At 70.9% G+C, this 9,101-nt stretch carries 2 protein-coding genes, 1 tRNA gene and 1 rRNA gene; 3 read left to right on the top strand and 1 reads right to left on the bottom strand.

Annotation, left to right across the window (positions count from 1 at the left end; translation table 11 throughout):
* Nucleotides 1–130 precede the first annotated feature (130 nt).
* Together rrf and ACIQD7_RS05840 are read left to right on the top strand one after the other, a co-directional pair.
* Nucleotides 131–247 (top strand): 5S ribosomal RNA (gene rrf, locus ACIQD7_RS05845).
* Between the two features lie 4 nt (nucleotides 248–251).
* A tRNA-Thr gene (locus tag ACIQD7_RS05840) sits at nucleotides 252–327 on the top strand.
* 113 nt (nucleotides 328–440) lie between these two features.
* Here ACIQD7_RS05840 and ACIQD7_RS05835 read toward each other — a convergent pair.
* Nucleotides 441–3,086, bottom strand: a complete 2,646-nt coding sequence (locus ACIQD7_RS05835; protein WP_402439646.1) for a SpoIIE family protein phosphatase — start codon at nucleotides 3,084–3,086, stop codon at nucleotides 441–443.
* A 268-nt stretch (nucleotides 3,087–3,354) separates the two neighbouring features.
* Between ACIQD7_RS05835 and ACIQD7_RS05830 the strand changes: the two genes are divergently transcribed.
* A complete protein-coding gene (locus tag ACIQD7_RS05830) occupies nucleotides 3,355–8,835 on the top strand; it encodes a HAMP domain-containing protein (RefSeq protein ID WP_402439644.1) in 5,481 nt (1,826 codons plus the stop codon).
* Nucleotides 8,836–9,101: the final 266 nt, after the last annotated feature.

The following is a 9,101-nucleotide window of genomic DNA, read 5'->3' as shown; positions in this document are numbered from 1 at the left end:
GAAGCCCTGTAAGGGGTGGAGCTGACCGGTACTAATAGGCCGAGGGCTTGTCCTCAGTTGCTCGCGTCCACTGTGTCAGTTCTGAAGCAACGAACTCCCGTGCCGGTTGAGTTCGTGAACTTCATAGAGTTTCGGTGGTCATAGCGTTAGGGAAACGCCCGGTTACATTCCGAACCCGGAAGCTAAGCCTTTCAGCGCCGATGGTACTGCAGGGGGGACCCTGTGGGAGAGTAGGACACCGCCGAACACCTGCCCTTTTAGCTCAGTCGGTAGAGCGTCTCCATGGTAAGGAGAAGGTCAACGGTTCGATTCCGTTAAAGGGCTCCAAAGAAAAAGGCCCCGGCCTCATGGCGGGGGCCTTTTTGCGTTCCCCGGAACCCCGGAAGAGAGAAGGACATGCGTAAGGCGCCTTCCCGCGCGGGGAAGGCGCCTTACACACGTCAGCGGTCGTCCGGCTCGCGCAGGCGCATCGCCAGGATGGCCATGTCGTCGGAGGCCGGGGCCTGGGCGAAGCGTTCGACCGCGCGCAGGACGCGGGCGGCGACCGCGCCGGCCGTCAGGCCCGTACACGTCTTGAGGACGTCGGCGAGGCCGTCGTCGCCCAACATGCGGGAGCCCTCGCGGCGTTCCGTCACGCCGTCCGTGACGCACAGGAGGACGTCGCCCGGGTCGAGCGTGACCGTCTCCTCGTACAGCTCCAGGTCGTCCATGACGCCCAGGAGGGGCTGCGGTTCGGCCGCGGGGCGGACCGTGCCGTCCGGGCTGAGGCGCAGGGGCAGCGGGTGGCCGGCGCAGACGACCTTGAGGATCGCGGAGCCGTCCTCCTGCGGGCGCATCTCGCCGTAGAGGAGGGTGAGGAAGCGGCTGCGGGCGCCCTCGTCGAGGATCGCCGCGTTCAGGCGCTCCAGGACGGCCGGGCCGCCCAGGCCCTCGCGGGCGAGCAGGCGCAGGGCGTGGCGGGCCAGGCCGGTGACGGCGGCCGCCTCCGGGCCCGTACCGCAGACGTCGCCGATGGCGAATCCGTACGCGCCGTCGCTGATCGGGAAGAGGTCGTAGAAGTCGCCGCCGACCTCGTTGCCCTCGCCGGCCGCGCGGTAGATGACGTCCACCTCGACCCCCGGGATGTCGGGGAGGCCGGGCGGCAGGAGGCTGCGCTGGAGGGACTGGCTGATCGCCACGCGCTCCGAGTAGAGGCGGGCGTTGTCCAGGGCCAGGGCGGCCCGGCGGGACAGGTCCTCGGCGAGCTCCAGGATCTCCTGGCGGAAGTGGTCCTCGGAGGGCCTGCCGAGCGTCAACATGCCGATGACCCGGTTCCGGGCCACCAGGGGCAGGACGACCGTCTCGCCGGCGACCGTGCTCGCCGTGGCCAGCGTGCTGTCGATGCCCGGCGAGAGCGGGCTCGACGGGTGGTCCATGGCCTGCACCGAGGCGGCGAGCGCGGCCCGGTGGGCGGCGTCGCCCGGCGCGGTCCAGACCCGGGCACCCGGCGTCGGCACCGGGTCGGGCGGCGTGATCGAGGAGAGCAGCTCCTTGAGGCCGTCGATGCGGTCCTCGTCCTCGTGGAGCACGTACGAGAGGTACGGGTCGGAGGACTGGTCGGCGATCGTGTAGACCGCGCACCAGGTCGCGAGGGTGGGGACCGTCATCTGGGCCATCAGGGCCAGGGTCTGGTCGCGGTCGAGGGTGCCGGCCAGGAGGTCGGAGGCCTCGACGAGGAAGCTGAGGGAGCCGCGGCGCAGGCGCTCCAGCTCGCCGAGGCGGGCGGACTCCACGGCCAGGGCGATGCGGTCGGCGGCGAACTGGAGGCGGAGGGCCTCCTCGTTCGAGTAGCGGTTCGCGGCCTCGGCGGCCACGCCCAGGGAGCCGGTGAGGCGGCCCTCGACCTTGAGGGGGACGGTGACCACCGAGCGCATCCCGGTGTCCTCCAGGAGCGGGACGGCTCCGGGGACGGCGGCCAGGTCCTCGTGGACGGCGGGCATCCGGGCGGAGCCGTACCGGCTGGCGCCGGTTTCGACGGGTACGCGCGCGAAGCGCTGGCGGGCGGCCGGGAGACCGGTGGTCGCCCGTACCTCCAGCTCCGTCTCGTCGTCCGTGGCGAGCAGGAGGAAGGCGGCGTCGCCGTCGAGCATGTCGCGGGCGCGCTCGACCGTGCGCTGGAGCAGGCCGTCGAGGTCGTCGGGGGCCGGGGAGCCGATGAAGACCTCGAAGGGGTCGGTGGCGCGGCTCTCGGCGCCGGGCTCGGCCGCGGGGCGCTGCGGGGTCTGGAGGACCGCCCGCTCGTGCTCGCGGACCAGGAGGCAGACGGTGGAGGGCTCGCCCTGGGAGTCGCGGACCCGCAGGTGCGCGGCGTAGACGGGGACGACCCGGCCGTCGGCGCAGCGGATGCCGTAGCTGCCCTCCCAGCGGGAGAGACGCAGGGCCTCGGCGAGGCCGGTGCCGATGCCGGGAGTGTGGGGCCAGGCGGCGAAGTCGCCCAGGGGCTTGCCGGTGACCTGCTCGGGGCCGTACCCGAAGAGTTCCCCCGCGTCCTCGTTCCAGGCGGTGATCGCGCCGGTCCGGTCGATCTGGACGACGGCGACGCGGACGCGGCTGTCGGCGACCGGGAGGAGGGCGTCGGGGAGGACCGGGCCGGCGGAGCGGGTGCCGACGGGGCGCTGCGGGAGGTCGAGGTGGAACCAGACGTGCTTGCGCGTGGGGGAGTAGTCGACGCCCCAGCGGTGGGCGAGGGCGGCGCAGAGCAGCAGGCCGCGGCCGTTCTCGCGGTCCGGGGAGGCGAGGGTGCGGCCGCTCTGGACCGGGATCTCGCGCTCGGGGTAGCGGTCGGAGACCTCGACGCGGATGCTGTCGTCGGAGCGCAGGCAGAGCACGTCGGCGGCGGTGCCGGCGTGGATGACGGCGTTGGTGACGAGTTCGCTGGTGAGGACGACGGCGTCGTCCACCAGCTCCGGGTGCCCCCAGCCCTGGAGGGTGTCCCGGACGAAGGCCCGTGCGGCCGCGACGGACCGCCCGACGGGCTCGAAGCTGGCAGTCGCCCGCGCGGTGATCACAGCACTCCTCGTACGCGTCTCGACGCCCGGCTCTGCCATGCTCGGTCTTGTCCTTCCCGCTGCCCGGTGGTCGTGCGCGCACCACACCGTCCCCGCCGGGCGGACCGGGGCGGCTGGACAGCCGGATGCCAGGTTACTTACCTTCGCTGTCCGAGCGGATGCCGGTCACCGCTGATTCCGTCCCTCGGGGGTAGGGACGCCGTCGAAGCTGCCGAACTGTTATCGCCTGGTTCGGTCACGGTGAAACACTGGGCAGGCTACCGGCAGAGCCGGAGCGGTACGGTCGACCCCTTTCGGGAGGGACACGGTGGAGTCTGGCACGGCGGCGCGTCGCGGCGGAGGCAGCGGTACGCGCACGAGGGGCGGGCGTTCCCGTGGGGGGACGGTCCAGGTGGACGCCGCGGCGCTGGAGCGGTTGCTCTCCGCGCTGGTGTCGATGCGGGACGGGAACTTCCGCAGGCGGCTCACGGTGTCCGGCGACGGGGTCATGGCGGAGATCTCCGCCGTGTTCAACGAGGTCGCGGACCGGCAGCTGCACGTGACCGGGGAGCTGTCGCGGGTCCGGCGGGTCGTCGGGCGCGAGGGCAAGCTGTCCGAGCGCCTGGAGGCCGGGGCCAGCGAGGGGGCGTGGGCGGCGGCGATCGAGGCCGCGAACGCGCTCGTCGACGACCTGGCCAGGCCGGTGTCCGAGGTGGGCCGGGTGCTGTCGGCGGTGGCCGAGGGCGATCTGGAGCAGCGGATGGACCTGCGGTCGGAGGGGTCCGACGGGACGGTCCGGCCGCTGCGGGGCGAGTTCCTGAAGGTCGCGCGTACCGCCAACAACCTCGTCGACCAGCTGTCGGTGTTCGCCTCCGAGGTGACCCGGGTCGCCGTCGAGGTGGGGACCGACGGCAAGCTGGGCGGTCAGGCGCAGGTGCGCGGGGTGTCCGGTTCGTGGAAGGACCTCACGGACTCGGTCAACACCATGGCGAACCGGCTGACGGCCCAGGTGCGGGACATCGCCCTGGTGACGACGGCGGTCGCCAACGGCGACCTGTCCCAGAAGGTCACGGCGAACGTGGCCGGCGAGATGCTGGAACTGAAGAACACCGTCAACCGGATGGTGGACCAGCTGTCGTCGTTCTCCTCCGAGGTGACCCGGGTCGCGCGCGAGGTGGGCACCGAGGGCGAGCTGGGCGGTCAGGCCGAGGTGGCCGGGGTCGCCGGCGTGTGGAAGGACCTCACCGATTCCGTCAACACGATGGCGGGCAACCTCACCAATCAGGTGAGGGGGATCGCCGAGGTGACGACCGCCGTCGCCAACGGCGACCTGTCGCAGAAGGTGCGGGTCTCGGCGCGCGGCGAGATCGCGCAGCTCGCGGACACGATCAACCAGATGACCAAGACGCTGCGGACGTTCGCCGACGAGGTGACCCGCGTCTCGGGCGAGGTCGGCGCGCAGGGGCTGCTCGGCGGCCAGGCGCAGGTGCCGGGCGCGGCGGGGACGTGGAAGGACCTCACGGACTCCGTCAACACGGTCTTCCGGAACATCACCACTCAGGTGCGGGACATCGCGCAGGTGACGACGGCCGTGGCCAACGGCGATCTGTCCCAGAAGGTCACGGTCGACGTGGCCGGCGAGATGCTGGAGCTGAAGAACACCGTCAACACGATGGTGGACCAGCTCTCCGCCTTCGGTTCCGAGGTGACCCGGGTGGCCCGGGAGGTCGGCGTCGAGGGCCTGCTCGGCGGCCAGGCCGAGGTGCCGGGCGCGGCGGGCACGTGGAAGGACCTCACCGATTCGGTGAACACGGCCTTCCGCAACCTGACCGGTCAGGTGCGGGACATCGCGCAGGTGACGACGGCGGTCGCCAACGGCGACTTGTCGCAGAAGGTCACGGTCGACGTCGCCGGGGAGATGCTGGAGCTGAAGAACACCGTCAACACGATGGTGTCGCAGCTGTCGTCGTTCGCGGACCAGGTGACCCGGATGGCCCGGGACGTGGGCACCGAGGGCCGGCTCGGCGGCCAGGCGCGCGTGGACGGGGTCTCCGGGCGCTGGCGGGAGCTCACCGACTCGGTGAACTTCATGGCCGGCAATCTGACCTCGCAGGTGCGGCAGATCGCGCAGGTGACGACGGCCGTGGCGCGTGGTGACCTGTCGCAGAAGATCGACGTGGACGCGCGCGGCGAGATCCTGGAGCTGAAGAACACCATCAACACGATGGTCGACCAGCTCTCCGCGTTCGCCGACCAGGTGACGCGGGTGGCCCGCGAGGTGGGCACCGACGGGCGGCTCGGCGGTCAGGCGCAGGTGCCCGGCGTGGCCGGTGTGTGGCGGGACCTGACCGACTCGGTGAACGGCATGGCCGGCAACCTCACCACCCAGGTCCGCAACATCGCCCAGGTCGCCACGGCGGTCGCGCGCGGTGACCTGTCGCAGAAGATCGACGTGGACGCGCGCGGCGAGATCCTGGAGCTGAAGAACACCCTCAACACGATGGTGGATCAGCTCTCGAACTTCGCCGAGCAGGTGACCCGAGTGGCCCGCGAGGTGGGCACCGAGGGAATGCTGGGCGGCCAGGCCGAGGTGCAGGGCGTCTCGGGCACCTGGAAGGACCTCACCCAGTCGGTGAACTTCATGGCGAACAACCTCACCATCCAGGTGCGGAACATCGCCGAGGTCACGACCGCGGTCGCCATGGGCGACCTGTCGAAGAAGATCACGGTCGACGCCCGGGGCGAGATCCTGGAGCTGGTGACGACCGTCAACACGATGGTCGACCAGCTGTCGAACTTCGCGGACGAGGTCACACGCGTGGCGCGCGAGGTGGGTACGGAGGGCATCCTCGGCGGCCAGGCGCGCGTGCGCGGGGTCACCGGCACCTGGAAGGACCTCAGTGACAACGTCAACCTGATGGCCAACAACCTGACCAGTCAGGTGCGGAACATCTCCCGGGTGTCGGCGGCCGTCGCCAACGGCGACCTGACGAAGAAGGTGACGGTCGAGGCGCGCGGCGAGGTCGCCGAACTCGCCGAGACCGTCAACACGATGGTGACGACCCTGTCGTCGTTCGCGGACGAGGTCACGCGCGTGGCCCGCGAGGTGGGTACCGAGGGCGAGCTGGGCGGCCAGGCCCGGGTGCCGGGAGTCTCCGGCACCTGGAAGGACCTGACCGAGTCGGTGAACTCGATGGCCTCCAACCTGACCGGCCAGGTGCGCCAGATCGCGGCCGTCACGACCGCCATCGCCAAGGGCGACCTGACCAAGAAGATCGACATCGACGCGCGCGGCGAGATCCAGGAGCTGAAGAACACCATCAACACGATGGTCGACCAGCTGTCGAACTTCGCCGAGGAGGTCACCCGTGTGGCCCGTGAGGTGGGTACGGAGGGCATCCTCGGCGGCCAGGCGCGCGTCCGGGACGTCGACGGCACCTGGCGCGACCTGACCGAGTCCGTGAACGAGATGGCCGGGAACCTGACCCGCCAGGTGCGGGCCATCGCGGCCGTCGCCACGGCGGTCACCCGGGGCGACCTCAACCTCAAGATCGACGGCGTGGACGCGGCGGGCGAGATCCAGGCGCTCCAGGACAACATCAACACGATGATCACCAACCTGCGCGACACCACCCTCGCCAACGAGGAGCAGGACTGGCTGAAGGGCAACCTGGCCCGGATCTCCGGCCTCATGCAGGGCCGACGGGACCTGGACGACGTGGCCTCGCTCATCATGAGCGAGCTGACGCCGGTGGTGTCGGCCCAGCACGGCGCCTTCTTCGTGGCCATGCCGACCGGCTCCGCGCACGGCGACGCCGAACTCGTCGGCGAGGGGGACGGCTCGTACGAGCTGCGGATGCGCGGGAGTTACGGGTACTCCGCCGGTTCCATGCCGACCTCGTTCCGTCCCGGCGAGACCCTCATCGGGACGGCGGCCGAGGAGAAGCGGACCATCCAGGTCAACGTGCCGCCGGGCTACCTGAAGATCTCCTCCGGGCTCGGCGAGGCCTCGCCCGCGCACGTGATCGTGCTGCCGGTCCTCTTCGAGGGCAAGGTCCTCGGCGTGATCGAGCTGGCCTCCTTCCAGCCGTTCACCCAGATCCAGCGCGACTTCCTCAACCAGCTCGCGGAGCTGATCGCCACCACCGTCAACACCATCAGCGTCAACACCAAGACGGAGGTGCTGCTCCAGCAGTCGCAGGAGCTCACCGAGCAGCTCAAGGAGCGCTCGGCCGAGCTGGAGCACCGGCAGAAGGAGCTCCAGGGCTCCAACCTGGAGCTGGAGGAGAAGGCCGAGCTGCTCGCCCGGCAGAACCGCGACATCGAGGTGAAGAACACCGAGATCGAGGAGGCCCGGCAGGTCCTGGAGGAGCGGGCCGAACAGCTCGCGGTCTCCATGCGGTACAAGTCCGAGTTCCTGGCGAACATGTCGCACGAGCTGCGCACCCCGCTCAACTCGCTGCTGATTCTGGCCAAGTTGCTCGCGGACAACGCCGAGACGAACCTGACGCCGAAGCAGGTCGAGTTCGCCGAGACCATCCACGGGGCCGGTTCGGACCTGCTCCAGCTGATCAACGACATCCTCGACCTGTCCAAGGTCGAGGCGGGCAAGATGGACGTCTCGCCGACCCGGATCGCGCTCGTGCAGCTCGTCGACTACGTGGAGGCGACCTTCCGGCCGCTCACGGCGGAGAAGGGGCTCGACTTCTCGGTGCGGGTCTCGCCGGAGCTGCCGGCCACGCTCCACACCGACGAGCAGCGCCTCCTCCAGGTGCTGCGCAACCTCCTGTCCAACGCGGTGAAGTTCACCGACACGGGCGCGGTGGAGCTGGTGATCCGGCCGGCCGGCACGGACGTGCCGCAGTCGATCCGCGAGCAGCTCCTGGAGGCCGGTTCGCTGCGCGACCCGGAGGCCGAGCTGATCGCGTTCTCGGTCACCGACACCGGGATCGGGATCGCGGCGAGCAAGATGCGGGTCATCTTCGAGGCCTTCAAACAGGCCGACGGCACGACCAGCCGGAAGTACGGCGGTACGGGCCTGGGGCTCTCGATCAGCCGGGAGATCGCGCGGCTGCTCGGCGGCGAGATCTTCGCCGCGAGCGAGCCGGGCCGCGGCTCGACGTTCACGCTGTACCTGCCGCTGAACCCGACCGAGCTGCCCGCGCAGGGCTACGGCCAGGGCGTGCAGGACGGCGAGGACCCGCAGCAGGGCGCCGAGGAGGGGGCGGCCGGGGCCGTCCACCCGGTCCCGCACTTCCCGCCGGCGCCCGTACGGACGGAGTCGCGCTCGGGGGCCGGGGCATTGTTCCGGCACCGGCGGAAGGCGGCCGCGGAGGCGACCGGGGGGCGGAGCGCGGTGCCGGGGCAGCTCGGACAGCAGCCCGCGCCCGAGCGGGAGGAGCAGGAGGCGGCGCCGCGCCGCACCTTCGGCTTCTCCGGCGAGAAGGTGCTCATCGTGGACGACGACATCCGCAACGTCTTCGCGCTCACCAGCGTCCTGGAGCAGCACGGGCTCGCGGTGCTGTACGCGGAGAACGGGCGGGAGGGCATCGAGGTCCTGGAGCAGCACGACGACGCGGCGGTCGTCCTGATGGACATCATGATGCCGGAGATGGACGGGTACGCGACGACGACCGCGATCCGGCGGATGCCGCAGTTCGCCGGTCTTCCGATCATCGCCCTGACGGCGAAGGCGATGAAGGGCGACCGGGAGAAGGCGATCGAGTCGGGCGCCTCGGACTACGTGACCAAGCCGGTCGACCCCGACCACCTGCTGTCGGTCATGGAGCAGTGGATGCGGGGGGAGTGACCCGGGCCGGGGCCGCGCGGAGCGCCGCGCGGCCCCGGGTCTGCGCCGACGGGTCCCGGAAAGATCTCCGGCGGGGTGTCGCCACGGGCGTGTGAGAGGGCGGGATACGGGGAACCTTCTGGTCTCCCACCGCGTTTTTCCTCCGTGCACAGTGACATCGCGGTGACAGGGTGTGGCGACGGGCGGGGTGCGGCTACGATGACCGGCACAAGGACGGACGGCGCTAGGGAGTCGTCTTCTGGGGCGGCGCCCGGTGCCTCCCCCGG

Source organism: Streptomyces sp. NPDC093071, assembly GCF_044754545.1.
In the GTDB taxonomy this organism is placed as follows: Bacteria; Actinomycetota; Actinomycetes; order Streptomycetales; family Streptomycetaceae; genus Streptomyces.
Note: the sequence above shows the minus strand (reverse complement) of the source record. Positions and strands in the feature narration are given on the sequence as shown.